Below are 26791 nucleotides of genomic sequence, written 5' to 3' on the forward strand. Positions count from 1 at the left end.
GAAATCCCCATGCTCAATCTCCGAGCATGGGGATTTCTTATTAATTATTTAGCGATTGGGTAAACAGAAACTTGTTTCTTATCGCGTCCTTTGCGTTCAAAGCGTACTACGCCTTCAACTTTTGCGAACAAAGTGTCATCTCCGCCACGTCCAACGTTGACACCTGCATGGATGTGAGTGCCACGTTGACGGTAAAGGATAGAGCCGCCTGTTACGGTTTGACCGTCAGCTGCTTTAGCCCCCAGACGTTTCGCTTGCGAATCACGTCCGTTAGATGTAGAACCTCCACCTTTTTTGTGGGCGAATAGTTGCAAGTTAGCAAGATTCATTTTTAACATAATGTTTTTCCTCCGTGTTAGTTTTCTGTGATAACTCTGGTTTGGACGAACTCAGACGAGTCCTCCGATAAGTTTGCCATTCCTAGGAAAAATGATTCAAAGAAAAGCTGAGTCATTTCTCTTTGGCTCGGTGCAATATCTGTCGGGATTTCAACCCGTAAGAATCCACCTTCATCTTCGTTTAATTCTAAGGTCGGTTCGTAGCCTGCGAATTTCTCAACTGAATTGACAAAATTAATGGCGAGCGTCGAAACGGACGCACACACGACATCATAGCCGTATTCGCCACTCGCGGCGTGACCTGTGATTTCTGCACGCCTCAGTTCGCCATCTTCGGCTCTTTCAAAGACTGCGTGTATCATTTAATCTCCTTAAAATTAAGCGTTGATAGCGTTGATGACAACTTTTGTATATGGTTGACGGTGACCTTGTTTACGATGGCTGCCTTTTTTAGGTTTGTACTTGTAAGTAACAACCTTCTTTTGCTTGCCTTGTTTTTCAACAGTTCCGACAACAGAAGCTCCAGCAACAAGCGGAGTTCCTACAACAGTGTTTTCACCACCAACAAGAACAACTTCGTCAAAAGTAACATCTTGACCAGCTTCAGCGTTTAACTTTTCAACGTAGATTGCTTGACCAACTTCAACTTTAACTTGTTTTCCGCCAGTTTTAATGATTGCGTATGTGCTCATTATGCACCTCCTATGATTTTTAGGGTTTCCCCGAATTTTGTGAAGACTCGCCTAGCATCGTGGGACGAACCACTTAAGAGAAGAGCTCTAAGTATAACAAAGAATAAACTAGGAATTGAGCCGAAGGCATAACTTGTGTTAGGCAAGGCGATAATGACGAAGTTTAAATTTGTTATACGACGAGCAACGATGTTCGTGCGGTTGCACAGGAATGTGCATAGTCAACTCTATAAGTATAGCACTTCTGCAGCTCTTTAGCAAGCTTTTTCATCTCATGAAAACGGATTTTCAAGGATTATCTTTAGATTTTGTTCACTAATGAACTAAGACAACCTCTGTTATCTGCTAACAGTTTTATTAAATAATTATTAGTCCAAAAAATTCTAAATATAACGCCGTACCTTATCTTGATAGGCTTGATATGACTTTCCGAATTTTTCAAGACACCAGCGCTCCTCAGAGAGAATAATCCAGTGGGCCGCAGTCTGAAAAGTCACTAAAATCAGAAAGAAAATCATTGATTTGGTCAAAAAAGCTATTCCCAAAAAACAAAGAAAGTAAGCTATATACATGGGATTACGGGAATAGCGATAAAGGCCCTCTGTATTCATGCCGTTTGCATCTGGTCTAGCGAAATCCCTCATACTGATAGCACACAAAGCCAAACCAAGCAGGTAGATAGCCACTCCAGCATAGAAGAAAACAGAAAAATCAAACTTGATTTCAAGCAAAACAGGAGTTATGAACAAGGCTAGATTGCTCAATTGATAAATCATATAAGCTATCTTTTCCTTTCCTTGTACTGGTGCAAAATAAGCTGCGCGTGACAAAGCGTTTTTGCCGAAATGACCTAATAAAGGAAAACGAATCAGCAGAAAAGGAATTAAGAGAAAAACAGCAAGCATAAACGTCACCTTCTCTCACTTTTACAAGAGCCCTTCAATCAACTCATCCACTTCGTCGATCTCAGCTTCTGGTCTGATTTCTGTAATCATAATTCCTGCTACAGCACGTTCTACCAAACCTTCAACATCTAGGCGAGTTTCGTACTTCTCAGCATTCTTGATTTTCGGATTGGTTTTAGGCCGGTCTGGCGCAAAAATGGTACAGCAGTCTTCAAATGGCTGGATAGAGATTTGGAAAGTATCGATTTTTTCTGCAATCTCTATGATTTCCAGCTTGTCCATGGTCACGACAGGACGGATCACCGGTGTATTGGTCACGGCGTTGATAGCCTGCATACTCTCGATGGTTTGACTTGCCACCTGACCTAGACTTTCTCCGTTGATGATGACTTGAGCGCCCCTCTCCTCTCGAATCCGGTCCGTAATCCGCATCATAAAGCGACGAGTCAGAGTCATTAAGTAAGCTTCTGGAGCCTTGGCCTTGATTTCCTCTTGAATCTCAGTAAAAGGAACTTCGATAAACTGGATGTTGCCACCGAACTTGGTCAATTTTCTTGTCAAATCCTGAGCTTTTTTCAAAGCACCTGGACTGGTGTAAGGCGGACTTGCAAAGTGAACCGCCTCGATATCCACACCGCGCTTGAGAGCCAAATAGCCCGCCACCGGTGAGTCAATTCCACCCGACAGCATGAGCATGCCTTTTCCTGAAGTACCGACTGGCAGCCCTCCAGCACCACGAATCGTCTCATAAGAGATATAGGCCGCTTCTTCACGAATTTCGACACGTAGCTCAATATCCGGCGCTTTCATCTTGACCTGAACATTGGGAATAGCCTCAAAAACAGCATCCCCCAATGTCTGATTAAGCTCGCGGCTATCTAACTCAAAGCTGTGATCACTGCGCTTGCTAGCAATCTTAAAGGTCATGCCTTCCTGATAGACTTGCTTCATGATTGTTTGAACTGCTTCAATCAAGGCTGGTACAGACTTTTTAACCCTATAAGATGGCGAGAAATTCTGAATCCCAAAAATCTGCTTGAGTGATTCAGCGACCGGCTGATAATCGGTTCCTTGCAGATAGATATGAGTGCGGTCACGGTCAGCCTTGACATGAACCCGCGGATAGATTGATAAGACTGATTGGATATTGCGTTTGAGTTTGTTGATAAAGCGCATGCGGTTCTTGCCCTTGGTTGAGAGCTCACCGTAGCGTACCATAATTTCTGAATAATGCATTGTTTACCTTACTTTTCTTGTTTTTTCGTAAATAATTTTAAAGGTTGTCAAAAACTGCTCTATCTGGCTCATGTCATTGTCAGCATCCAAACTGATACGGACAGCAGTCTGAGCGAGCGATTTTTCGACTCCCATGGCGATTAGGGTACCTGCTGGCTTTCCAGCCTTGGAAGAACAAGCGCTGGTAGTCGAGATATAAATCTCGTAGTCTTCAAATGCATGAACGACGACTTCACCCCGCACTCCCTTGATACCAAAGGTTAGTATATGAGGTGCAAAATTTTCCATGTCTGAGAAAATCACCACATCTGGATACTTCTGCAGCTCTTCAAGGAGAATCTTCTTCATCTGAGCCGTCCGCTGGGCAAATACTTCTTGCTTTTCCATGGACAAACGCAGAGCCTTAGCTGTCGCTGCAATGCCAGCTAGATTTTCCGTCGTCGAGCGCTTGTCCGACTCCTGACCGCCACCAGTCAAGAGGGGACTGATTTTCTTGCCAGACTTGATATAGACAAATCCTACGCCCCGGACACCGTGAAATTTATGACTGGAAAATGTCGCAAAATCCACGCGATCCGTCAGATAAGCAGCTGTCGGAATCTTCGTAACGGCCTGCACAGCGTCCACATGAAAGGAAATAGTCGGCTTGTCTGCTAGCAGTTCGGATATTTTCTGAATGGGCTGAATACTGCCGATTTCATTATTGACAGCCATGATGGAGATTAGAGTGGTGTCTGGTTGAATCAGCTTCGCTAGCTTCTCTACATCAACAAAACCAGAATTATCCACTGGAGCAAAATCGACTTCAAATCCCTGACTCTGCAACCAGAGGGCTGATTCTTTAACCGCGGGATGCTCAATATTGGATACGATAATGTGTTTGCCAAAGGGAACTTTTTCAAAAGCAACTCCCTTAAGCACCCAGTTATCCCCTTCTGTTCCTCCAGACGTAAAAAAAATCTCCGACGAAGACTTGCCTAAAAGCTCTGCTATTTGCCGCCGAGAAGCTTCTAAGAGACGGGTTGCCTGACTACCTAAACTGTGCAGACTGGATGGATTGCTCCAGATTTTAGATGCTACCTCAGTGTAAGCAGCTAAAGCCTCGGGATAAGGCTTGGTTGTCGCTGAATTATCTAAATAAATCATGTTCTTTCCTCTAAATTTCAATACTCCTATTGTAACACGAAAGAGAAACTGGAACAAGAAAGAAAAAGCCCTAAATTCTGTAGAACTTAGAGCTAAACATCACCGATCATAAAACTCATGCAGCAATCCAAAGAGTTCCTGTTGTTGAGCTAACAAGCTCTGACCGATGGTAGTAGATTTAATGAGGGTTCTTTCCTCTACATTTTCAATCACCTTTTTCAGGGAAGTTTGAGCAAACGGCGATTCCACGACTTTTTGAGCGTTTTGGAATGGCTGGTGAGTCACCAACTGGAAACCATAGGAATTATTGAGCAGTGAATAGCCGGCCGTTCCAGTTTTCTTCTGATAGGCCTTACAGAGACCGCCATCAATGACAAAGAGCAGACCGCCACCACGGATAGGCGACTCTCCCTTGCCCGTCTTAACCGGAGTATGCCCATTGACCATCCTAGACTCTTGAGAAAAGAGGCCAAATTCTTCCAAAATCAGCCGACAGACTTTCTCAGAATTTCGATAAGAAAAATAAGAATTTTCCAGTTCTTTGTGGGTGTCCTTATCTTCAATGAAATAGCGCTCCAAGGTGGTCATCTTTTCTTTGCCAAACAAAGGAGACAGCTTACCTTTCCAGCAATACCAAATCAAATCAGTCGACAAATCATCCCCCACTTCCTTGTTCTTGGCCGACTGACGAATATGATACTCAAAGAAATCCAGCAATTCCTTGCCTACATAATGGGCTTGATTTAGAACGAAAGGCTGGAATTCTCCTGACGGCTCCAGAGGAATGCAGCCGTGAAAAAGCAAGTGATGGTTATAAATCTTATACATAGAGCCCTTGTTCATCAGAAGACTCATATGCTCAGCCATCTTAAGAGAACTTTGGAATGAGGCCAGCATACTGTCTACAGCTTGATTTTCTTCTGGTGTCAAAGCTGACGGATTTTCCGGATTGATAGTTTGGAAGCAGGTGTTAACCAGAGGATGCTTGATATCGTCAATCGTAACACTTTCTTCCCAATAATCAATCTTGTCTAGCATAACATGGTCCTGCATCTGGAATTCAGGCCGTCGTTTGATGAGTTGATTTTCCAGCTTGAACTGGATAATCGCTAAGGCTTGGTGCACCTTTTCCAGCTGCAGAATTTCCTCATCGGAAAACTCCTGCTCTCTGCCGCCTAGAATGGGTCTAAACTTAGGATTAGACTGGTAAGTCTTGTCCGCAAAAAGAGTCAAGGAGCGCAGGTTTAAACCATAATCTTTCTCGATATCCCAGAGATAGCCATAGCGAGCTGCAATGCGCAGCACATTGAGCAAGCAAGCCTTGGAACCAAAAAAGGCTCCCATCCAGATAATGTCGTGATTGCCCCACTGAATATCAAGCGAGTGAAAATGCTGCAGTTCATCCATGACCTGAGCACTGCCAGCTCCTCGGTCAAAAATATCTCCAACCACATGCAGATGGTCGATCAACAACTGTCGAATACTTCGGGACAAGCCTAAGATAAAAGGCACTGCTTCCCGCAATTCAATCACATAAGTGAGGATATTCTCAAAATAGGACTTTTTATCAGCCAAAGCCCTGTCACTATAGAGGAGCTCCTCGATGATATAGGCATACTGTGGCGGCAAGACCTTTCTGACCTTGGACCGACTGTATTTTGCACCTGCAAAAGCCAGCAAATTCAAGAGCTGGGGAATGGTTTCCTGATACCAGTCTTGGCCTTTAGTTTCTTCCCCCAACACAAGCTCAGGATAGGAAACCAGCGCTGACAGGCGATCCTTATGAGATTCTGACAAGCTGTCCCCAAAACAGTCCTTGATCTTCTCATTGAGGATACCTGCACAGCTTCTCAAAATATAGTCAAAAGCAGCAAACTCCCCGTGAATGTCACTAATATACAGCTCCGTTCCTTTGGGCAGGTTCAAAATTGCCTCTAGGTTGGTCAGCTCTGTAATGACCTTCTGCCGACTGTCAAATTCTTTCAGTAAAATACGCTTATATTGCTCCATCTTCAGCCCTCACTCTATAACCGCTTTTTGCAATCTTCTCTCTTATCTCAATTTCTTCAAATGGTCTTCAATCAAGAAAGCTGTCTCCTCGATTGATTTATCTGTGATATTGATGACATGAGCCCGATACTTTTTAAAGACTTCTTTTGAGTAGTCTAGTTCTTCGTATATCTTTTCCAGATCTGTGTAGCTGGTCGACTGGGTCAATCCCAGAGAATTCAAGCGATTACTGCGTATCTTAGACAGTTTTTCTGGCTCACATAAGAGACCGATAATCCGCTCTGAATCAACTTTTTCCAAGACCTGAGGCAGAGGTACTTCTGGAATCAAAGGCAGGTTAGAAACCTTGTATCCTTTATTTGCCAGATAAATACTTAGTGGCGTTTTGGATGTACGGGAGACACCCAAGAGCACCAAATCCGAATCTAAAAATCCTTGTGGTGCCTTGCCATCGTCATATTTGACCGCAAACTCAATAGCAGAGATTTTATTAAAATACTCAGTGTCCAGCCGGTGCAAGGTACCCGGCACCTCTATAGGACTGGTGCCTGTCTTTTCCTTGATAATCTCAAAAAATGGATGCATCAAATCCAGATAAGCAAGACCATTGGCCTGACTAAACTCCCTAGCTACTGCTGCTAGCTTGCCATCAACCAGAGTGCTAATAACAAGGGCATCGTCCTTGATGGCATCGCGCAGAATATCCAGCAATTCTTCTTCCTTGTTGATAAATGGAAAACGATAGCTGTTATTAAAAATAATATCTGGGTATTGGGCTGTCACTGCAGACAGCAACTTTTGCGAAGTCCCCCCCAAAGAATCTGAAATGCTGTAAACAATAATTTCTTTCTTCATGTTCATTCCTCTTATCTATTAACCTCAGCGCTCCTGGCCTCTTGAATAATATAATCCAGCAGGGCTGACTTGGTCACAGTTCCTAAGATTTTACGCTCATTATTCTTATCCACTACCGGCAGCGAATCAATCGCAAAATCCTGCAAAACTGCTGCAGCTTCCAAAATATTCATATCCTTGTAGCAAGTTTTGATATGGGGCATTCGAGTCATGCAGACTGCTACAGGAGTGCTGTCAATGTTGGTATTGAGTGAGGCACGCAGCAAGTCCTTACGCGACAAAATCCCCAAGAGCAGCTTATGCTCATCAATGACATAGAGAACATCCGCATCATACATAAATAAGGTAATAATGGCATCTTGAATAAAAGAATCATGAGATACCAAAACAGGCGAAGTCATAATCTCTGCCACTTCCTTTCGAAAGGTATCGAAAAAGAAAAGCGTCTCTAAATCTGAGCCCGAGTACGTGTAACCAACTTTAGGCGTAGCCTTCAAAATCCCAACCAAGGTCAGAAAAGACAGGTCCGAGCGCAAGGTCGCCCNAGAAATATCTAGTAATTCAGAGATTTTCTCACCGCTGAGTGGCTGGTGTTCTTTTACAATTTCTACAATTTTCTTTTGTCGTTCACTTAATTTCAAATAGGTCTGACTCCTTTGTTCTTTATAATAGATGATTAGCCTGATTTCTCTTAAAAGTTGTTATTATTACTCATATTTCATTTTCAGACGTTTAAATAATCATCATTTTGTAACACATTATAACAAAAAAAGAAAAATTGTCAATAAAACAAGATACTTTTTTCGGTTGACAAATATATATGATGTATATTACAATGTAGTTGTCCTACAATATGACACATATTTCATAATTTTGGAGGTAAATATGGCGAAATGGATTTACTCCTTCGAGGAAGGATGTGCAGATGACAAAGCCCTGCTTGGCGGAAAAGGAGCCAACCTAGCTGAAATGACCAATTTGGGACTGCCTGTCCCTCCAGGTTTTACTATTACCACAGAAAGCTGTATCGAATATTTAGAAAGCCCTTATTTCTTTGAATCTTCTTTAAAAGAAGAAATTTTGAAAGCGGTTACCGAATTAGAAGATAAAACAGGTAAATATTTCAGCGGCAACGACTCAGCCTTGCTCTTAGTGTCTGTTCGAAGCGGAGCCAAGTTTTCCATGCCGGGCATGATGGACACTATTCTCAATCTAGGTCTGAATGATTTAAGGACCCAGACTCTGGCTGAGCAGACCAATGCCGACTTTGCCTACAACTGCTACCGCCGTCTGCTGCAAATGTTTGCTGATGTCGTTTATGGTATCTCCAAGGACGAGTTCGATGACCTCTTGGGCTATTTCGAAAAGAATGCTGGCAAACAGGCCAAGGATTTCACACTGGAAGAGCATCAAGCATTAATTGAGCAATATAAGCAGCTTTACCGCGAGCATCATCAAACCTTTCCCCAAAGTTCGAAAGAACAGCTCTACGCTGCTATCAAGGCAGTCTTCAAGTCTTGGAATAACCCTAGAGCTAAGGTTTACCGCAACTTGAATGATATTCCTCATGATTTGGGAACAGCGGTAAATGTCCAAGCCATGGTCTTTGGCAATAGCGACCAGTCCAGTGGTACAGGAGTCGTCTTTACTAGAAACCCAGCCAGTGGTGAGCATCAGCTATTTGGCGAATTTTTGCTCAATGCACAAGGAGAGGATGTCGTAGCCGGCATTCGAACTCCTGAGCCTATCGCTGCACTTGAGACAGCTCTCCCTCAGGCCTATGCAGCCTTCCAAGACTATGCTAAGATTCTCGAAAATCACTACAAGGACATGCAAGATATCGAATTTACCATAGAAAAGGGTAAACTCTATATCCTCCAAACTAGAAACGGTAAACGGACCGCCAAAGCATCTTTGAAAATCGCCTTAGATCTGGTAGACGAGGGCATTATCAGCAAAAAAGAAGCTCTCCAACGCGTATCTCCTGCTACGATTAGCCAGCTCATCCATCCTGTATTTGAAGAAAAAGCTCTGCAAGATGCTCCTTTCTTGGCTCAAGGACTGCCAGCCAGTCCTGGTGCGGCAACTGGCGAGATTGTCTTTACAGCTGAGCGCGCCAAAGACTACCACTCCTTGGGCAAAAAGGTCATTTTAGTCCGTCAGGAAACATCACCCGAAGACATTGAGGGCATGGTTGTCAGCCAAGCCATCGTAACCAGTCAGGGCGGTATGACCTCTCACGCAGCTGTCGTAGCTCGGGGAATGGGAACCTGCTGTGTGGCTGGCTGTGGAGAGCTGACCATCAGCGAGGAAAGAAAAATTGTTTCCTGCGGAAGTCTTGTTTTGAATGAGGGTGATATCATTTCAGTTGATGGCAGCTCTGGGCGCATTTATAGCGGTGAGATTCCGACCGTCCTTGTCGAAAATGACAAAGAACTCCAACGACTGCTTTCATGGGCAGACGAAGTCGCACAGCTCAAAGTCCGTGCCAACGCGGAGACCGTTCAAGATCTAAAAACAGCTATTAAGTTTGGGGCAAAGGGCATTGGTCTAGCTCGTACCGAACACATGTTCTTTGGTCAGGAACGGATTCTGGAAATGCGGCGCCTGATTCTGGCCGACAATGAATTGGAAACCAGATCCGCCCTCAAAAAACTACTGGAGTTCCAAGAAAAAGACTTCTATCAAATGTTCCAAGCAGTTCAGGACAAACCTATGATTATCCGTCTTTTGGATCCACCAATGCATGAATTTCTACCTAAAGATTCACAGGAAATCAAGGCTTTGGCTGACAAACTACACAAATCGCCAGAAAAACTGACTAGCCGCATTGAACAGCTGCAAGAAAGCAATCCAATGCTAGGCCACCGCGGCTGCCGTCTGGGTATCACGCAACCAGAGATTTACAAGATGCAGGTCGAAGCCGTCTTCAAGAGTGCTATAAAGCTGAATCAGGAAGGATTGACCGTCAAGCCGGAAATCATGATTCCGCTGATTGCAGACAAGGCTGAGCTGGACTCTGTCAAAGCCTTTCTCACCCAACATATCAACAAGCTCTTTAGGCATCAAGGTCATGAACCTTTCCCTTATGAAATTGGCACCATGATTGAACTTCCACGTGCCTGTCTGGTTGCAGACCAGCTGGCTCAGGAAGCAGACTTCTTCAGCTTTGGTACTAACGACCTGACCCAGATGACCTATGGGTTCTCACGGGATGATATTGGAAAATTCATCGGCCATTATAAGGAGAAAGAAATCCTTCCTTTTGATCCTTTCCAAAGTGTTGACCAGGACGGCGTTGGTGAATTGATGCGGATGGCCATCAGCAAGAGCCGTCAAGTCAAGCCCGACCTTCCTATCGGCATCTGCGGTGAGGTCGGTGGCGATCCGGCTTCCATCCCCTTCTTCCAAGAAATTGGCGTCACCTACGTCTCCTGCTCTCCTTATCGGGTTCCAGCAGCAAGACTAGCTGTCGCTCAAGCGGCACTCCAAGATAAGAAGGCGTAATTACTTTACTATTCTAGCTCAAGAAGCTGCTCAATCCAAATTTGAGCAGCTTCTTTCCTTAACAGCAACCTTCTGTGTGCGTTTTCATAGATAAAAATTTGATTTTTTTAAGACATTTTCAGATAAAAAACGTATAATGAGAGATAAGAAATCATTGAAATTTTAAAAGGAGATTCTTTCGAGCATGGAAAACTATTCTCGCAGCAATAAAAATAAAACAAAATCATCTAAAAAACCTACTAAACAGCATATTAAAACTGGCCTTTCAGCCTTCCAAAAGACTATTGCAACGGTTGCCAGTATCTTGTCCATCATCATTGCCAGCATCACGATCATGAATCTGACCGGCCAAAAGGATGAAAAATCAAAAACTGATACCAGCAGCTCTACTGCAACAACTACCATCATCAAGGAAATCGAAAAAGAAACAAGCAGCCCTGCTTCAACGGCTGCAACTGATACTGCTGCTTCCAGCAGCGATGCAGCATCCGTTGAAACTAGTGCATCTAGCTCTGCGGCAGATACAGCAGCAGGCGACACTACCGCTTCTAGCCAGAGTCAAGATACTGCAACCAATACTCAGACAGAAGCTTCAAACTAAGCAAGCAGAAAACGCCCAGCTCATTGAGCCAGGCGTTTTTCTTGTATTCATCAAGCAACCTTGCTTTACATCACTTCCGATACATCTTGACTTGAAGATAGAGGTCGTTGTAGGTCCCCAGCCATTTAGGGCCCAACTGCTCATAAACCTCCAGATGTTTCATCGTTTCCTCAGTCGGATAAAAAGCCTCATCTTCCTGAATTTCCTTAGGAAGCATGGCCTTGGCAGGAAGATTTGGTGTCGAATAGCCGACATAAAGGGCATTTTTATAAGCATTCTCCGGTCTCAGCATAAAGTTAATAAACTGATAGGCCGCTTTTTTATTTTTGACGGTTTTGGGAATGACAATATTGTCAAACCAAAGATTGCTGGCTTCTGTTGGCACGACATAGCGCAGGTCTTCATTGGCTTCCAGCATCTGACGAGCCTCACCAGAAAAGGTCACACCGATAGCGGCATTGTTCTGAATCATGTATCCCTTCATTTCATCAGCCACAATGGCCTTGATATTTGGCGTCAGAGTGTAGAGCTTATCAACAGCCTCCTGCAGCTGAACTGCATCTTTGGAGTTGAGACTATGACCGTCTGAGTTCAGACCAATTCCCATGACTTCGCGGGCTCCATCAATCATCATGATGGAGTTTTTGTATTCAGGACGCCATAGATCATTCCAATGCTCTGGAGCTTTATCAACCATTTTTTCATTGTAGACAATACCCAGCGTTCCCCAAAAATAAGGAATCGAGTACTGATTTCCAGGATCGAAAGGCTGGTCTAAAAAGTCAGATCCAATATTTTCCAAACCTTTAATCTGGCTATGATCCAGCTTCTCTACCAAGCCTTCTTTCATCATCTTGGCAATCATATATTCACTGGGAATAGCAATGTCGTAGGTTGTGCCGCCCTGCTTCACTTTCGTATACATGGCTTCATTGGAGTCAAAGGTATCGTACTGGATTTGGACACCAGTTTCCTTAGTAAACTCAGTCAGCAGCTCAGGATCGATATAGTCACCCCAGTTGTAAATGACCAGCTTATCGCTCTCCTTGCTCTGCGTCCGACTTTCAATCTGGTAACTGACACCCCACAAAACTATGATAATCAGCAGAATCCCCGCTAAAAATGAATAGAGCTTTCTCATACAGTCTCCTCCTTCTCACGGGTGATAAAGTAATACCCAATTACCAAAGCAATGCTGAAGAGAAAGACCAAGGCTGACAGGGCATTGATTTCCAGAGAAATTCCCTGACGAGCACGGGAGTAAATCTCAACAGACAGAGTAGAGAAGCCATTGCCTGTAACGAAGAAGGTCACAGCAAAGTCATCTAGCGAATAGGTAAAAGCCATGAAATAGCCAGCAATGATGGCTGGAGTCAGATAAGGCAGCATGATTTCTTTCAGCATTTGCAATTGGCTAGCGCCTAAGTCATAGGCAGCCTTAATCATATCATCATTCATTTCTTTCAGACGCGGAAGAATCATCAGCACCACAATCGGAATAGAAAAGGCCACATGGCTAGCCAGTACAGAAAGGAAGCCCAGCTGGAATTTTGCAGTGGTAAAGAGAATCAGGAAACTTGCCCCAATCATGACATCCGGTGCCACCATGAGGATATTGTTGATAGACAGAAAGGCATCCTGATATTTCTTGCGGGCTTGATAGATATAGATGGCTCCAAAAGTTCCAATCAGTGTCGCAATCAACGAAGACAGGAAAGCCAGAAAGAAAGTCTGAACCAAAATCAAAATCAAGCGTGAATCCTCAAAGAGATTCTGAAAATGGCTGAGACTGAATCCTGTAAAACGATTCATGTCTTCCCCAGCATTAAAAGCATAAGCAATCAGGTAAAATATGGGGATATAGAGCACCAAAAAGACAAAGGCCAGATAGAGATTTGCAATTTTTTTCATCGCCCTCTCCTTTCCTTGGTTGCCCACATGGTAAAGAGCATGGCAACAATCAGTACCACTCCGATAGTAGAGCCCATGCCCCAGTTTTGAGTAGTCAGGAAGTGCTGTTCAATAGCAGTTCCCAGAGTAATCACTCGATTACCACCGATTAAGCGGGTCAGCATGAAGAGACTGAGACTAGGGATAAAGACTGACTGCACTCCACTTCTGACACCATTCAATGACAAAGGGAAAACAACCCGACGGAAAGTCTCCCAGCGATTCGCTCCCAAATCGTAGCTGGCATTGATAAGATTAGGATCTAAATCATCCAGAACATTGAAAATGGGCAGAATCATAAAGGGCAGCTCGATATAGCTGGCTACAAAGATAAATGAAAAGTCCGTAAAGAGAATCTGCTGCGGTCCTACTCCGATAAAAGTCAGAAATTGGTTAATTGAGCCATTCTGACCAAAAATTCCGATAAAAGCATAAGCTTTGAGTAGGAGATTGATCCAGGTCGGCAGGACAATCAGCATCAGCCAGAGCTGCTTGTGCTTGAGCTGAGTCAAAAAGAATGCGGTCGGATAGGAAATCAGCAGGGTTACAACAGTAATAATTCCTGCATAAAGGACCGAGTTCAGACTCATCTTGAGATAGGTCCAGTTCTGCGACGTGAAGTAGGTCTGGTAATTTTCCAGAGTAAACTGCCCTTCAATGTTAAAGAAGGATTTCCAGATAATCATGACAACAGGTGTCAGGACAAAGAGGAAAATCCAGAGTAGGTAGGGCAAGAGAAAAAGATTAGAGGTTGTTTTCTTCATCGCGTTCCTCCTCAATGGCATTGATCAGACCCGCTTCTTGCTCTTCTACTTCAACATATTCTTCGATACGGGCATCGAATTCTTCTTCTGTTTCATTGAGACGCATGATATGGATATCCTCCGGCTCGAAATGCAGACCAATTTCTTCACCAACAATGGCCTTGCGAGTCGAGTGAATCATCCATTCATTGCCCAATTCATCATAAGCAATAATCTCATAGTGAACGCCACGGAAAAGCTGGGTGTCAACTTTAACCTGCAGCTTGCCTTCTTCTGGCAGAGTAATCCGCAAATCCTCCGGCCGAATTACCACCTCGACAGCTTCATTTGGGCGCATCCCGCCATCCACTGCTTCAAAGCGCTTGCCATTAAACTCAACCAGATAGTCCTCAATCATCTTACCAGGCAGAATATTGGACTCGCCAATGAAGGTTGCGACAAAGTGGTTGATAGGCTCGTCATAAATATCAACAGGTGTTCCCGACTGAACAATCTCGCCATCATTCATAACGAAAATCCAGTCGCTCATAGCCAGGGCTTCCTCTTGGTCGTGTGTGACAAAGACAAAGGTAATGCCTAAGCGCTGCTGCAATTCCCGCAGCTCATACTGCATGTCCGTGCGCAGCTTCAAATCCAGAGCAGACAGAGGCTCATCCAGCAAAACGACCCGCGGCTGATTAATGATCGCCCGCGCGATGGCTACACGCTGGCGCTGACCGCCCGACAGTTTGCGAATAGAACGGCGCTCAAAGCCTTCCAGCTGAACCATTTTCAGTACTTCAGCAACCCGCTCTTGAATTTCTTTTTTATCAACCTTGCGCAAACGCAGTGGAAAGGCTACATTTTCAAAAACATTCATATGCGGAAACAGTGCATAGGACTGAAAAACCGTGTGGACGTCTCGTTTATTAGTAGGAATATCATTGATGCGAACACCATCAAGAAAAATATCCCCGTCTGTCGCGTCCAAAAGACCGGCAATAATGTTTAGAATCGTTGATTTTCCAGAACCAGAAGACCCCAGCAAAGTATAGAACTTTCCTTCTTCCAGCTCGAAATTAATATCTTTCAGAACGACAGTATTATTATCTTCAAAAACTTTTGAAACGTTTTTAAACTCGATGATTGGTTTTTTCAATTGTCATAAATTCCTTCTTTCTCGTATTAACAGATTAAGGGTTCTGTCAGACCGCTGCTACCTCGTGAGGGCTGTAAAGGCCCTTTATAAATTCCGTGTCGATAGGCTTTCACCCCCTTACTAAGTTGTAGCCAGCTGCAGTTCCTTATCCAGCATACTTCTACTGGAAACCAATCTGTCTTACAGAGATTCACCAATGATGCGGACTTCGCGCTCCAGAGTAATACCTGAATTTTCCCGCACCCTTTCAATCACATGAGCAATAAGATTTTCATAATCTTGGGCCGTTCCTTTATCGACGTTAATCATAAAGCCGGCATGTTTCTCAGATACCTCTATACCGCCGATACGATGCCCCTTAAGGCCTGCTTCACTAATGAGCTGACCGGCAAAGTGACCCAAAGGACGCTTGAAAACAGAGCCGCAGGACGGATATTCCAAAGGCTGCTTGAGTTCCCGCAGATGGGTTAAGCGCTCCATTTCCTGACGAATAGTTTTGTGAACACCAGGCGAAAGAGCAAACTTAGCTGAAATAACGATATCGCCTGTTTCCTGAACTAGTGAGTGACGATAGCCGAACTTCATATCTCGAACGTCAAGCGTTTTGACTTGCCCCTGAGGAGTCAGTACCTTACAAGATACCAAAACATGAGCAATCTCGCCGCCATAAGCCCCAGCGTTCATGAAGACAGCTCCGCCAACGCTACCTGGAATACCACAAGCGAACTCAAAGCCAGTCAGACTATTCTGTAGGGCAATATGGGTTGTCTGAATCAGATTAGCTCCAGCCTCTGCCTCAATCATATAGCCATCTACTGCTACATTGTTGAGCTTGTCAAACATAATGACAAAACCACGGATACCTCCATCTCGCACAATGATATTACTGGCATTTCCCAGCACCATCCAAGGAATGTCTTCTTGATTTGCAAAATTGACAACACGAGCCAGCTCATAACGATTGCGGGGGAAAACTAAGAAATCGGCTGCGCCCCCGACCTTTGTGTAGGTGTATTGACTCAAAGGCTCATTGAAACGAATGTCGATTCCTTCTAATTCGGTTTTTAATTTCTCTAGTTTTTGCATGATTTTCTCTCTTTTATGTAAACAAAATACACTCTATTATATCAAAAATCTATGGCATTTACGATAGATTACAAAGAAAAAGCTGAGAAAGGTCAGCTTTTTAATGCTTATAATTGTCTAGTAACAAAACGCTGTGTTTGAGTAGAAAGAGCATTCCTGATAGCTCCGAAAGCTCCAGCTCCAGTGAAAATATAGAGCAAGATTAGATTAAACCAATAGTTATCTGGGATGATACCATTAAAAATTGATTCGTTGACGACTGAAAAGGCATCAAATACATTCACATCTGGATATTCTCGAACAAGTAACAATGCATAATCAAACTGATTGACTAAGAAAATCACTAAGACCATGAACACGATACTAATAGCAATACCGACCTTGGATAGCTTTTTACCCAGCAATTCATACCCTTTGATAGTACAGTAACCCATGGCCAGTCCTCCAGCAACAGCCACATAGTTCATCTGTGCAATCAACAAAATCACCGCTCCTCCGATGAGACTGCCAACAAAAGCACCGACAATACCGGCCACTATATTTTCTTTTTGATTATCATAAGTCTGATTTTCCAGCGAAAGGCCTGAACTCAGGCTTTCAAAGCTCTGCCGTGACAAAATCAGGATATTTCCTCCCAATTGATAGACATCAATCTGCCCAGGCTCACCACTCTGCTCACAAACACTTACAAAGCCTCTTTCCTTGAAAAAGACAAGTGCTTCTTGAACGGCTTGTGTAAGAGCTTGATTGGTCTTGACCTTAGCATAAAGTACCAGCTTGTAGTGATTCAGTTGACTACTGGTGAGAACCTCTGAGTTTTTAATCAAGTCATCAAAGGCATTTGGCGCAGTAAAAGCATCGCCGGCTTTAACTGAAAAACAAATCCTATATTGTTTTCTTTGCTCAGTTGGCTCAATATAGAGCGTGTAACCGTCTATCTGTCCGAAGACAATAGACGAAAATTCATCAAACTGCAAGCCCAACTCATTCGCCAGAGCCTGTAATTCTAAATGATCCATAAAGTGAATTATCCTCCTTTAAGCTAGACCCATTATAGCACAGTTAGGTATAAAAAGATAGGGATATCAAATCCTTATTTTACAAAAAGAAAAAAGAGGTTCATAGAAAACCTCTTGATGATTTATTTTTCTACTCGGACACCCTCAGTATCCACCTGAAGTCGGAAGATTTGCCCCTTGAAATTCTGTTTTTGCAGAAGCTGATAAATCATCTCCGTCTTGTGCTTGGGCGATAAGACCATAACAGTCGGTCCCGCTCCTGAGATATAGGTTGCATAAGAGCCATTTTTTCTGGCTAAGAACTTAATATCTGAAAATTCCTTGATCAAAGGCTGACGGTATTTTTCGTGGAACAAATCAGACTCGATAGCCCGACCAGCGATTTTCATATTACCCTTTAAAAGAGCTGCAATCGCAACATTGGCAATGGAGCTAGCCGCAACAGCTTCCTTGTAAGAAAGCCGGTTTGGTAAGACTTGGCGGCTCTCGACTGTCCGAAGCTCATAGTCTGGGATATAGGCGATGAAGTCTGCGTCCGGAAAGTCCGCTACCACAGCAGACACCTGATTTCTAGATGAACTAGATACGACCAAATTACCATAAATAGCCGGCGCAACATTGTCAGGATGTCCTTCAATCTTGGTAGCGATTTTCAGCTTCTGATAATCCGACAAATTAAGATGAGCTAGCTGGTTGGCCAATTCAATCCCAGCCACAATGACCGAGCTAGAAGACCCAAGTCCACGAGCCAATGGAATATCACTGGTCATTTTCAAACGGCGTGGCTGAATATCCGGTGCCAACTGCAGGGCAATCTTAACCAATAGATTGCGCCGGTCCTTAGGAATTCGAGGATTGAGGTCATGCTCAATTACCCACTCCTGACTTTCTTCCAAGACTTCAATTTCCAGATATTTTGACAGGGCTACTCCAACGGAGTCAAAGCCAGGACCGATATTGGCACTGGTCGCCGGTACAATAATTTTCATCTTAATCTCCTAATACTTTGAAAGTATTGAGCAAGTCAAACTCAGCAACTTCTTTTAGCTTAGCAGTGACATTTTCCAGCTGTGTCTTGCTGACAGCATGGGTAATAATCACAACGCGCGCCTTCTCACCATCTGTACCTTCCTGCAGAATCTGCTTAAAGGAAACATCCTCAGCATTGAAAATCTCAGCCAAATGCAGAACTTGACCTTTAGAGTCAGGTGCCAAGATAGAGAAGTAATAGCTGCTCTTCACATCTTCTGGCTTAGCCAGCACTAACTCACGGCTGAATTCATTAAAGGCCTTGCCAACTGTTCCTTCATTCAAACGTCGGCTGATACGAACAATATCTGCCACAACACTAGTTGCAGTTGGTTTTTGCCCAGCTCCCGGTCCGTAGTACATAGATTCTCCAATACCGATGGACTCGACAAAGACAGCATTCATTACCCCATTGACACTAGCCAGCGGATGAGCTTTTGGCAGAAATGTTGGAGCTACTTCTGCTGCGATTCCTGATGGCGTTTCTTCAATAGAACCTACCAGCTTGACTACATAGCCCAAATCTTGAGCAACAGCCACATCTTCTGGTGTGATATGACGAATTCCCTGATGACCCACATCTTCAAATTTAACATTCATACCAAAAGCGAACTGGCTAAGAATGACCATCTTGTAAGCCGCATCAATGCCATCTACGTCATTGGTCGGGTCGCTTTCAGCAAAGCCAAGACGCTGTGCTTCAGCAAGAGCGTCTTCATAAGACCACCCCTCTTCTACCATCTTGGTCATCATAAAGTTAGAAGTTCCATTGACCACACCCAAGATACGGGTGATTTTGTCAGAAGCCAGTGAATTAACCAAGGTACGCAGGATTGGAATTCCGCCAGCAACAGCTGCTTCATAATAGAGAGCTACATTTTGCTTTTGAGCAATTTCCAGCAACTCTGCTCCGTGAACAGCCAACAAGTCCTTATTGGCCGTTACCACATGTTTGCCAGCTTCAAGAGCACGAGTGATGAACGTTTTCGCTGGCTCAATCCGCCCCATCAATTCTACAACGATGGTAATCTCAGAATCGTTCAGAATTTCTTCAACATTTGTGACAAAATTAAAGTCATTTCCAGCTGCTAAAAGACGCTCTTTTTCGGCATCATCTTTGACCAATACTTTAGCAACCTCAATCTCTGAATGAGCTGCTTGAACGATTTTTTCTCCATTTTCCTTCAGCAAAAAAGGCACACCGCTGGCCACTGTTCCAAAACCAAGTAAAGCTATTTTAATAGACATGAAGCACTCCTTGAAAATTTCTTGTATAAAAAATATTATAACAAAATTATAAAAAAATGCCTACAAAACTACTTCTTTATTTGTTATAATAGATGTAAAATTCCGCAAGGAACAGCAATTTATTTTCAAAGGAGATTTTTATGACAGGGAAACACAGCGGAAACCGGATGCAGAGGCGCAAGGCAAAGAAAAGGGCTATTTTACTGGCTGTGACGAGTCTAGTTCTTCTTCTCGTCCTGATCGTGGGTGGAGTTTATTCATTGACTCAGTTAGGCAAGCCCCACAATCAAGAAGAAGCGAATAATGTATCCATTAATCAGGTCACTAGCTCTTCAAAGGCATCGTCAGAACCAACTAAGGATACTAATACAACTTCGAATAGCGATAGTAAAGACAAGGTCAAATGGGTTAAGCAAGACCAGCCAGTTCAAGTTCCTATCTTGATGTATCATGCCATTCACGTCATGGATCCATCAGAAGCAGCTAACGCCGGTTTGATTGTGGATCCAGCCACATTTGAAAGTCATCTGAAAGCTTTGAAAGACGCAGGCTACTACCCTCTGACACCAGCTGAAGCATACAAAGTCCTGACGGAGAATGTCCTGCCAGAAAACAAAAAAGTCGTCTGGCTGACCTTCGATGATAGTTTAAAGGATTTCTACACTAATGCCTTTCCACTTCTCCAGAAATACGACATGAAAGCAACCAATAATGTCATTACTGGATTTGTTGAAGCGGGTCGTGAAGATATGCTTACGCTAGACGAGATAAAGGAAATGAAGGACAAAGGAATGTCCTTCGAAGACCACACTGTCAACCATCCCGACCTCTCAGCAACGACAGAAGACCAACAAAAAATTGAGTTAAAAGATTCCAAGTCTTACTTAGACAAAAATCTGTCTCAAACCACAACCACAGTTGCCTATCCATCTGGACGATACAGTGATGCAACCTTGCAGATTGCTGAAAGCCTTGGCTACAAGATGGGACTAACAACCAATAACGGACTAGCTTCCCTATCCAATGGCTTGCTCACACTCAACCGAGTACGCGTTAATCCAACCACCACTGCAGAAGACCTGCTAAATGAAATCGCAACAAACTAATCTTAAAAAGCCCGCTTCAGACGAAGCAGGCTTTTTCAATCCCTATGATTATAACTTCTTTCAATCACCAAAAAACACCAGTTCCAAAGGACTGGTGTAAAGATTTATTTAGACTTGATATAGTTGATACCATCCGCTTTCGGAGCAACAGCTTTACCGAAGAATGCCGCAAGGACTACAATCGTCAATACGTAAGGCGCAATCTGCAGATAAACCGTTGGAACACTTGAAAGCAATGGCAACTGGTTCCCGATAACCGCCAAACTTTGGGAAGCTCCAAAGAAGAGACTTGCCAACATGGCACCGATAGGGCTCCATTTACCAAAAATCATAGCTGCCAAGGCGATAAATCCTGGACCTACGATAGTTGTCACAGCAAAGTTAACAGAGATTGACTGAGCATAAATAGCTCCTCCAATACCACCAAGCAGGCCAGAAATCATGACTCCGCAATAACGCATGAGGTAAACATTAATCCCCAAGGTGTCTGCCGCTTGCGGATGTTCTCCGACTGAGCGAAGACGCAGTCCAAATTTAGTCTTAAACATGACAAACCAAGCGAGGAAAGAGAAAGCAATGGCAAGATAACCCATCAAGCTTGTATGCTTAAAGAAAATGTCTCCCAAAACTGGAATATCAGATAGGACAGGGAAATTAAACTTGCCGAATGAACGCTGAATGTTATCCGTTTGTCCCTTGTTATAAATAGCTTTAACAAGGAAAATTGCCAAGGCTGGCGCCAGCAAGTTCAGCACTGTACCACTCACAACGTGGTCCGCACGGAAGGTAATGGTTGCCACAGCATGGATAAGAGAGAAGACAACTCCGACCAAACCAGCAGCAATCAAAGAAAGCCACGGAGTCGCACTACCAAAACTCTTCTCGAAAGTCAGGTTAAAGAGAACGCCTGTAAAAGCCCCCATAACCATGATTCCTTCCAAGCCGACATTAACCACACCAGCGTGTTCAGAGTATGCCCCGCCAATACTTGTAAAAATCAAGGGAGCCGCATAAATCAGCATAGATGATACTAATAAACTTAATACCGTTACAATATTCATCCTAGTTTCCCTCCTTCACTTTTTTAGCTTCCTGGCGACGATTTTTAAGGAAATCAAAAATCGTCATACCTGTCATACGCTCAATCAGATAGTGCGCACTGACAAAAAAGATAATAGAAGCTGTTACGATGTTTACAAGTTCTGTTGGAATCTGAGCCACGTTCATACCTGGAGCACCAACACTCAGAACCGCAAAGAGGAAGGCTGCAAAGAGAATTCCAATTGGAGAGTTGGCAGCCAAGAGACTTACCGCCATACCATTGAAACCAACACTCAAGGAACTTCCTTGAACAAAGACATTCTGATAAGTTCCAAGTCCTTCTACTACTCCTCCAAGTCCTGCAAGAGCACCTGAAATAATCATAGACACGATAATAGTACGCTTAGATGACATCCCTGCATACTCAGATGCATTTGGATTAAGCCCTACAGCACGAATTTCAAAACCAAGTGTTGTTTTCTTAAGCAAATACCAAATAACCACTACTGCAATCAGGGCAAAGAAGATACCGATATTCATCCGAGAGTTAGATGTAAGACTTCTCAACCACTCTGTTTGATAAATCGCATTGGCAGAAACACGCTTACTAGAGTCAATACTCTGCATCACAGATTTAGGGAAACTATGAATAACAGCATTTCCAACAAAGAGAACAATATAGTTCATCATAATGGTTACGATGACTTCACTTGTTCCCAGATAAGCACGCAGAATCCCTGGAATAGCACCAACAATACCACCAGCCACTGCTGCAATGACTACAGTCGCCAATAACATCAGAGGACGAGGTAAATTAGGGAAGGAAAGTGCAAACCAACCAGCCAAAATCCAGCCAGCTAAGGCTTGACCAGGAAGTCCAACATTAAAGAATCCAGCACGGCTAGCTACAGCAAAGCCCAAACCAATGAGAATCAGAGGCCCCATCGCACGAGAAATCTCACCCAAACTTCTCAAAGAACCAAAAGCTGTTTTAAAGAGGGATTCATACCCCCAGATAGCATCATAACCAAAGATGGCCATGACAACCGCTCCCAATAAAATCCCTAGAAGAACTGAGATTAAAGGAACCGCAATCTGTTGTGTTTTTTTAGACATTTGAAGCTCCCTTCTGAATCTTACCACCGGCCATGAGAATACCAAGTTCTTGCTTATTAGTTTCCTCTGGATTTACAATCCCCTGAATCTTACCATCATGGATAACTGCGATTCTATCAGAAACATTGAGGATTTCATCTAGCTCAAAGCTGACAACGAGGACAGCCTTACCTTGGGTCCGCGCTTCAATCAGGCGTTTATGGATGTATTCAATCGCCCCAACGTCAAGTCCACGAGTTGGCTGACTGACAATCAGAAGGTCCGGATCACGGTCTACTTCCCGTGCAATGATAGCTTTCTGCTGATTTCCTCCTGAAAGTGCTGAAGCAGGTACATATTCGCTAGCCGCCCGAACATCAAATTCATCCATCAACTTGCGTGCGTAAGAATAAATGTTACCGTAATTCAGGATTCCATTTTTACTGAGCGGTTCTTTATAGTAAGTCTGTAAAGCAATATTTTCAGAAATGGACATTGCCAGGACTAAACCATCACGGTGGCGGTCTTCAGGAACGTGGCTGACTTTCATTTCAGTTATCTGCCGCGGCTGCTTACCAATAATAGACTGGTTCTTAATTGTAATCTCGCCAGAGCTAGCTTTTCTAAGTCCTGTAATAGCCTGAATCAGCTCGGTTTGACCATTGCCGTCAATCCCAGCAATACCAACAATCTCACCAGCACGGACATCAAGAGAAAGTCCCTTAACAGCTGGAACACCACGGTTTTCTTCAACAACAAGATCCTTGATTGACAAAACAGTTTCTTGAGGATTAGCTGGCTCTTTCACAGTCTTGAAGGAAACAGCCCGTCCCACCATCATTTCAGCCAAATCTTGGTTAGTTGCACCAGCGATTTCAACTGTTTCAATGGATTTTCCACGACGAATAACCGTTACGCGATCAGAAACTGCCCGAATCTCATCCAGCTTGTGAGTGATGAGAATGATAGATTTTCCTTCTTTGACGAGGTTCTTCATGATTTTCATCAATTCATCAATCTCAGCTGGCGTCAGAACGGCTGTTGGCTCATCAAAGATGAGAATGTCCGCCCCACGATAAAGAGTCTTGAGGATTTCAACCCGCTGCTGGGCACCGACAGAAATATCTTCAACCTTAGCAGATGGATCAACTGCCAAGCCGTATTTCTCAGAAAGTTCCTTGATTTCTTTAGTGGCACCTTTCAAGTCCAACACACCATTTTTTGTGATTTCACTTCCAAGGATGATATTTTCAGCGACAGTAAATGCTTCAACAAGCATAAAGTGCTGGTGCACCATCCCGATACCAAGTGAGGCCGCCTTTGATGGAGAGTCCAGTTTAACTGACTTTCCATTCACTACAATCTCACCGCTGGTCGGCTCAAGCAGGCCAGCCAGCATATTCATTAAGGTTGACTTGCCGGCACCATTTTCTCCCAAAAGAGCGTGAATTTCACCTTTTCTGAGTTCCAAATTGATTTTATCATTGGCCACAAATTCACCAAAAATCTTGGTAATTTCTCGCATTTCAATGACATTTTCATGTGTCATGGCTCTTTCCTTTCCAGAATTTCATTTTATTTCAATAAAATTTACTAGCACAGCCCGTGCTAATAAATTCTATTGACACAAAGGCGTCTCAATTTCAAAAAGAAGCGACCCTACACGGTCGGATCGCTCTTAAATTGTTTTATTTGTCAGGAACAGTGATGCTGCCGTCAAGGATTTTTGCTTTCGCTTCTTCAACAGCCTTTTTAGTATCTTCTGACAGGTTTGTAGTTGTCAAGTCAACTCCACCGTCTTTCAGACCGAAGGTTGTAGTTTTACCGCCTGGGAATTTACCTTTAGCAGTTTGGTTAGCGATGTCTTGGACAGTCTTACCAACTTGTTTCAAGCTTGATGCCAAAACAAAATTAGACTCTTTACCATCCTTAGACTTGTATTTACCTTCTTCAGTTTGGTCACGGTCAACACCAAGTACCCAAACTTTTTCATCTTCATTTCTTGTTTCGTTGATTGACTTAGCTTCGTTAAATACTCCGGCACCAGTTCCACCAGCGACTTGGTAAACCACATCAGCACCTGCAGCATATTGAGCAGCCGCAATTGTCTTACCTTTAGCAGCATCGCCGAATGAGCCAGCATAGTCTACTTGAATCTTGATAGATGGATCAACTGATTTCACACCAGCTTCGAAACCTTTTTCAAAACGTGTGATAACTGCGCCTTCTATACCACCTACGAAACCAACTTGTTTTGTCTTAGTAGTTTTTGCAGCAGCAACACCAGCAAGGTAAGCAGCTTCATTATCAGCAAAGACAGCTGAAGCAACATTCTTTTGTCCTTCGATAACATCATCGATAATAACATAATTGATTTCTGTGTTATCTTTGGCAGCAGATTCAACCGCATCACGAAGGGCAAATCCGATACCAAATACTAGCTTGTAACCATCTGTAGCAGCTTGATTCAGGTTGTTTGCGTACTGAGACTCATCATTAGATTGGTAGTAAGTGTAACCATTGTCTTTTGAAAGACCGTTTTCTTTACCCCAAGCTTGCATCCCTTCCCAAGCTGACTGGTTAAATGATTTATCATCAACACCGCCAGTATCTGTTACGATAGCAGCTTTCAAGTCAGTTTTCGCATCTGAAGAATCTGAGCGAGAAGCACGGTTTCCACATGCAGCAAGTCCGATTGCTGCGACAGTTACTAGACCAAGACCTAGCCATTGTTTTTTGTTCATTTCTGAACCTCCTAATTAAGATGTGCAACACAGTTGCAAGTTTGAGTTTGGTCAGATGACCGATAACAGACTTATGTTAAATCTGTAAAAGAATATGGAAGTAATTCCTTGACCGTCATCACGACCGTCGATTTATCTTTAGCGACCAAGGTCACTTTTAGATCCTCATCAAAAAATTCTGCCATTACTTGGCGGCAGGCACCACAGGGTGATATGGGTTTTTCCGTCTCACCATAGACAATCAGCTCCTCGAAGTCTAAAACTCCTTCTGAAACTGCCTTAAATATAGCTGTCCGCTCTCCACAGTTGGTCAAGCCAAAACTGGCATTTTCAACATTAACGCCAGTAAATATCCGTCCGTCTTTAGCGACCAAAACTGCTCCGATAGGGAAATGAGAATAGGGAACATAAGCATTTTTACTAGCTTGGACAGCCAAGTCAATCAACTCAGTAGTCGCCACTAGCTTCTTCTCCCTTCATAATAGCCACACCGGCCGAAGTTCCAATCCGAGTCGCACCAGCTTCAATAAAGGCCAGAGCATCTTCGTAAGAACGAGCGCCACCAGAAGCCTTAACCCCCATGTCAGGACCAACTGTTTTTCTCATGAGGGCGACATCTTCGACTGTCGCACCTNCAGTTGAAAATCCTGTAGAGGTCTTAACAAAATCAGCTCCAGCTTTCTGAGCCAGTTGGCAAGCCTTAACCTTTTCCTCATCTGTCAGCAAGCAAGTTTCCAGAATTACCTTGACCAAGGTACCGTTAGCAGCTTCTACAACCGCACGGATGTCTCGCTCTACCAAATCATAATCTTTAGACTTCAGAGCGCCGACATTGATGACCATATCCACTTCGCCCGCACCCTTTTGAATTGCGTCCTGCGTTTCAAAAGCTTTCACATCGGAAGTGTTGGCGCCTAAAGGAAAACCAATTGGCACACAAACCTTGACATCTGAACCTTTCAGCTGCTCAACAGCAAACTCTATCCAGGTTGGATTGACACAGATACTAGCAAAATCATAAACTTTGGCTTCTTCAATTAACTTCAGAACCTGCTCTTTTGACGCTTCCGGTTTTAAAAGCGTATGGTCTATGTATTTGTTTAACTTCATGTTGGATTCTCCTAGAATTAAGAAATTACCTCGATAATCTCTTTTACTGCAACGCTTTCATTACCTATTTTAACATTTTTTTGAAATTCTGTAACTAGTTCTTGAGAAATTTTTTCATTTGAATAAATTTTTGCAAAAACTTCTCCAATTTCGACCTTGTCTCCGACCTTC

The 26791-nt window shown here is 43.5% G+C and carries 26 protein-coding genes and 1 pseudogene; 3 read left to right on the forward strand and 24 right to left on the reverse strand.

What is annotated here, in order from left to right:
* Window positions 1–44: 44 nt before the first annotated feature.
* From rpmA to D8886_RS10180, 9 genes are all read right to left on the reverse strand, one after another.
* The gene (rpmA, locus tag D8886_RS10140) at window positions 45–338 is read right to left on the reverse strand and encodes a 50S ribosomal protein L27 (RefSeq protein WP_002895619.1); all 294 of its coding nucleotides are present in this window, start codon (window positions 336–338) and stop codon (window positions 45–47) included.
* Between the two features lie 17 nt (window positions 339–355).
* Window positions 356–700 (reverse strand): ribosomal-processing cysteine protease Prp, encoded by a 345-nt coding sequence (locus D8886_RS10145; protein ID WP_002930300.1) that lies wholly within the window; start codon window positions 698–700, stop codon window positions 356–358.
* A gap of 15 nt (window positions 701–715) precedes the next feature.
* Window positions 716–1030 (reverse strand): 50S ribosomal protein L21, encoded by a 315-nt coding sequence (gene rplU / locus D8886_RS10150; RefSeq protein WP_002904398.1) that lies wholly within the window; start codon window positions 1028–1030, stop codon window positions 716–718.
* A 383-nt stretch (window positions 1031–1413) separates the two neighbouring features.
* Entirely contained in the window at window positions 1414–1935 is a 522-nt protein-coding gene (locus D8886_RS10155) for a methyltransferase family protein (protein ID WP_125435469.1), read from the reverse strand.
* A 21-nt stretch (window positions 1936–1956) separates the two neighbouring features.
* Window positions 1957–3171: a tRNA uracil 4-sulfurtransferase ThiI gene (thiI, locus tag D8886_RS10160; RefSeq protein WP_125435471.1), complete on the reverse strand. Its 1215-nt coding sequence runs from the start codon at window positions 3169–3171 to the stop codon at window positions 1957–1959.
* A gap of 3 nt (window positions 3172–3174) precedes the next feature.
* A complete protein-coding gene (locus D8886_RS10165; protein ID WP_125435473.1) occupies window positions 3175–4317 on the reverse strand; it encodes a cysteine desulfurase family protein in 1143 nt (380 codons plus the stop codon).
* A 99-nt stretch (window positions 4318–4416) separates the two neighbouring features.
* Window positions 4417–6327, reverse strand: a complete 1911-nt coding sequence (locus tag D8886_RS10170) for a fructose-1,6-bisphosphatase (RefSeq protein ID WP_125435475.1) — start codon at window positions 6325–6327, stop codon at window positions 4417–4419.
* A gap of 42 nt (window positions 6328–6369) precedes the next feature.
* Window positions 6370–7188, reverse strand: a complete 819-nt coding sequence (locus D8886_RS10175; RefSeq protein ID WP_125330958.1) for a pyruvate, water dikinase regulatory protein — start codon at window positions 7186–7188, stop codon at window positions 6370–6372.
* Window positions 7189–7193: 5 nt separating this feature from the next.
* Window positions 7194–7823 (reverse strand): CBS domain-containing protein, encoded by a 630-nt coding sequence (locus tag D8886_RS10180; RefSeq protein ID WP_125435477.1) that lies wholly within the window; start codon window positions 7821–7823, stop codon window positions 7194–7196.
* A gap of 244 nt (window positions 7824–8067) precedes the next feature.
* On the opposite strand from D8886_RS10180, the gene ppdK reads away from it, so the two are divergent.
* Together ppdK and D8886_RS10190 are read left to right on the forward strand one after the other, a co-directional pair.
* Window positions 8068–10689: a pyruvate, phosphate dikinase gene (gene ppdK, locus D8886_RS10185; protein WP_125435479.1), complete on the forward strand. Its 2622-nt coding sequence runs from the start codon at window positions 8068–8070 to the stop codon at window positions 10687–10689.
* A gap of 184 nt (window positions 10690–10873) precedes the next feature.
* The gene (locus D8886_RS10190; RefSeq protein ID WP_125435481.1) at window positions 10874–11290 is read left to right on the forward strand and encodes a DUF6556 family protein; all 417 of its coding nucleotides are present in this window, start codon (window positions 10874–10876) and stop codon (window positions 11288–11290) included.
* Between the two features lie 70 nt (window positions 11291–11360).
* Here D8886_RS10190 and D8886_RS10195 read toward each other — a convergent pair whose 3' ends face one another.
* The 8 genes from D8886_RS10195 to D8886_RS10230 all read right to left on the reverse strand — a co-directional run bounded on the left by D8886_RS10195 (window position 11361) and on the right by D8886_RS10230 (window position 19524).
* Complete coding sequence (locus tag D8886_RS10195) at window positions 11361–12431, reverse strand: ABC transporter substrate-binding protein (protein ID WP_125435483.1); 1071 nt, start codon at window positions 12429–12431, stop codon at window positions 11361–11363.
* Window positions 12428–13201, reverse strand: coding sequence for an ABC transporter permease (locus tag D8886_RS10200; protein ID WP_002900472.1), 774 nt, complete (start codon window positions 13199–13201; stop codon window positions 12428–12430). Before D8886_RS10200 ends, D8886_RS10195 begins: the two co-directional genes overlap by 4 nt.
* Window positions 13198–14004 carry an ABC transporter permease gene (locus tag D8886_RS10205; protein ID WP_125435485.1) on the reverse strand — a complete coding sequence of 269 codons (807 nt, stop codon included), beginning with the start codon at window positions 14002–14004 and terminating at the stop codon, window positions 13198–13200. Before D8886_RS10205 ends, D8886_RS10200 begins: the two co-directional genes overlap by 4 nt.
* Entirely contained in the window at window positions 13985–15142 is a 1158-nt protein-coding gene (locus D8886_RS10210; RefSeq protein WP_002906676.1) for an ABC transporter ATP-binding protein, read from the reverse strand. Before D8886_RS10210 ends, D8886_RS10205 begins: the two co-directional genes overlap by 20 nt.
* Window positions 15143–15322: 180 nt before the next feature.
* Window positions 15323–16228: a UDP-N-acetylmuramate dehydrogenase gene (murB, locus tag D8886_RS10215; RefSeq protein ID WP_125435487.1), complete on the reverse strand. Its 906-nt coding sequence runs from the start codon at window positions 16226–16228 to the stop codon at window positions 15323–15325.
* Between the two features lie 107 nt (window positions 16229–16335).
* Window positions 16336–17247 (reverse strand): hypothetical protein, encoded by a 912-nt coding sequence (locus tag D8886_RS10220; protein ID WP_125435490.1) that lies wholly within the window; start codon window positions 17245–17247, stop codon window positions 16336–16338.
* Window positions 17248–17369: 122 nt separating this feature from the next.
* Window positions 17370–18236 carry a homoserine kinase gene (thrB, locus tag D8886_RS10225; RefSeq protein ID WP_125356913.1) on the reverse strand — a complete coding sequence of 289 codons (867 nt, stop codon included), beginning with the start codon at window positions 18234–18236 and terminating at the stop codon, window positions 17370–17372.
* Between the two features lies 1 nt (window position 18237).
* Window positions 18238–19524, reverse strand: a complete 1287-nt coding sequence (locus tag D8886_RS10230; protein WP_002930285.1) for a homoserine dehydrogenase — start codon at window positions 19522–19524, stop codon at window positions 18238–18240.
* A gap of 140 nt (window positions 19525–19664) precedes the next feature.
* Between D8886_RS10230 and D8886_RS10235 the strand changes: the two genes are divergently transcribed.
* Window positions 19665–20630 carry a polysaccharide deacetylase family protein gene (locus tag D8886_RS10235; protein WP_125356914.1) on the forward strand — a complete coding sequence of 322 codons (966 nt, stop codon included), beginning with the start codon at window positions 19665–19667 and terminating at the stop codon, window positions 20628–20630.
* A 104-nt stretch (window positions 20631–20734) separates the two neighbouring features.
* Here the strand turns inward: D8886_RS10235 and D8886_RS10240 are convergent, their stop codons facing one another.
* The 7 genes and pseudogenes from D8886_RS10240 to deoA form a co-directional block, all read right to left on the reverse strand.
* Entirely contained in the window at window positions 20735–21691 is a 957-nt protein-coding gene (locus D8886_RS10240) for an ABC transporter permease (RefSeq protein ID WP_125435492.1), read from the reverse strand.
* Window position 21692: 1 nt separating this feature from the next.
* Window positions 21693–22787: an ABC transporter permease gene (locus D8886_RS10245; protein WP_125435494.1), complete on the reverse strand. Its 1095-nt coding sequence runs from the start codon at window positions 22785–22787 to the stop codon at window positions 21693–21695.
* A complete protein-coding gene (locus tag D8886_RS10250) occupies window positions 22780–24315 on the reverse strand; it encodes an ABC transporter ATP-binding protein (RefSeq protein WP_125435496.1) in 1536 nt (511 codons plus the stop codon). Before D8886_RS10250 ends, D8886_RS10245 begins: the two co-directional genes overlap by 8 nt.
* A 139-nt stretch (window positions 24316–24454) precedes the next feature.
* On the reverse strand, window positions 24455–25510 hold the full coding sequence (locus D8886_RS10255; protein WP_125435498.1) for a BMP family lipoprotein: 1056 nt from the start codon (window positions 25508–25510) through the stop codon (window positions 24455–24457).
* A gap of 71 nt (window positions 25511–25581) precedes the next feature.
* Window positions 25582–25971 carry a cytidine deaminase gene (locus D8886_RS10260; protein ID WP_125435500.1) on the reverse strand — a complete coding sequence of 130 codons (390 nt, stop codon included), beginning with the start codon at window positions 25969–25971 and terminating at the stop codon, window positions 25582–25584.
* Window positions 25958–26620, reverse strand: coding sequence for a deoxyribose-phosphate aldolase (gene deoC / locus D8886_RS10265; RefSeq protein WP_125435502.1), 663 nt, complete (start codon window positions 26618–26620; stop codon window positions 25958–25960). Before deoC ends, D8886_RS10260 begins: the two co-directional genes overlap by 14 nt.
* Before the next feature lie 17 nt (window positions 26621–26637).
* A pseudogene (deoA, locus tag D8886_RS10270) lies at window positions 26638–26791 on the reverse strand (pyrimidine-nucleoside phosphorylase); the annotation flags it as partial.

This window comes from Streptococcus sanguinis (assembly GCF_003943655.1).
GTDB lineage: Bacteria > Bacillota > Bacilli > Lactobacillales > Streptococcaceae > Streptococcus > Streptococcus sanguinis_F.